Below are 904 nucleotides of genomic sequence, written 5' to 3' on the forward strand. Positions count from 1 at the left end.
ATATGGTGGTCTGATTAGTAATTTTCCTGCATAATCGTACAGCTAATTAATCAATGAGTGATGAACTATGAAAATTATAAAAATAGTCGCTGTTATCGCACTTTTCCTAATGGCACTGGCTTTAGGCTCTCAAAACCAAACAATTGTGAATTTCAATTATTTGCTAGCGCAAGGTGACTTCCACCTGTCAAGCTTGCTAGGTGTTGTATTCGTTTCAGGTTTTGCTCTTGCTTGGTTAGTCTTTGGAAATATGCACATGCGATCTCAACTAAAAATTCATCGCTTGAAGAAGCAACTCAATAAGCAATCAAAGCAGGTCGCTGCTGAAACTAAAGCTTAAAGGCCATATTTGATGTTAGAGTTACTGTTCTTACTTTTGCCCATCGCAGCCGCTTATGGTTGGTATATGGGTAATCGTAATGCTCAGCAAGAAAAACAAAAGCAATCACACCAGATCTCCCGCCAATACGTGACGGGTTTGAACCTATTACTGTCAGACCAATCTGACAAAGCGGTTGATCACTTCATTGAGTTACTTCAAGTAGACAATGAAACCATCGATACTCACTTGGCTTTGGGCAACTTGTTCCGCTCAAGAGGCGAAGTCGACCGCGCTATTCGTATTCACCAAAATCTTATCTCTCGGTCTGGGCTTACCCTCGATCAAAAAAACCTCGCATTGCAACAATTAGCTAAAGACTATACGGTCTCAGGCTTTCTTGATCGCGCAGAGAAAATTTTTGAACAGCTTGTAGAAGAGCCTGATCATAAAGAAGGCGCTTTACAGCAGTTGGTTGCCATTTATCAGCAAACGCGTGAGTGGAATAAAGCGATTCATTACGGGAATATCTTAGTTAAGCTGAGCAAGAAGAAAATGAAGACGCGTGCGATGGTTGCACACTTC

General features: G+C 41.3%; 1 protein-coding gene and 1 pseudogene. Both read left to right on the top strand.

Going from position 1 to position 904, the window contains the following annotated elements; translation table 11 throughout:
* Nucleotides 1–67: 67 nt before the first annotated feature.
* Complete coding sequence (locus AB4653_RS27435) at nt 68–340, top strand: LapA family protein (protein WP_012604397.1); 273 nt, start codon at nt 68–70, stop codon at nt 338–340.
* Nucleotides 341–352: 12 nt separating this feature from the next.
* A pseudogene (locus tag AB4653_RS27440) lies at nt 353–904 on the top strand (lipopolysaccharide assembly protein LapB); the annotation flags it as partial.

This window comes from Vibrio sp. 10N.222.48.A3, from assembly GCF_041475345.1.
GTDB classification, from domain to species: Bacteria; Pseudomonadota; Gammaproteobacteria; order Enterobacterales; family Vibrionaceae; genus Vibrio; species Vibrio tasmaniensis_A.

Excerpts from the sequence above, each read along its gene's own strand:
- AB4653_RS27435 (WP_012604397.1), top strand. The coding sequence starts at position 68 with ATGAAAATTATAAAAATAGTCGCTGTTATCGCACTTTTCCTAATGGCA.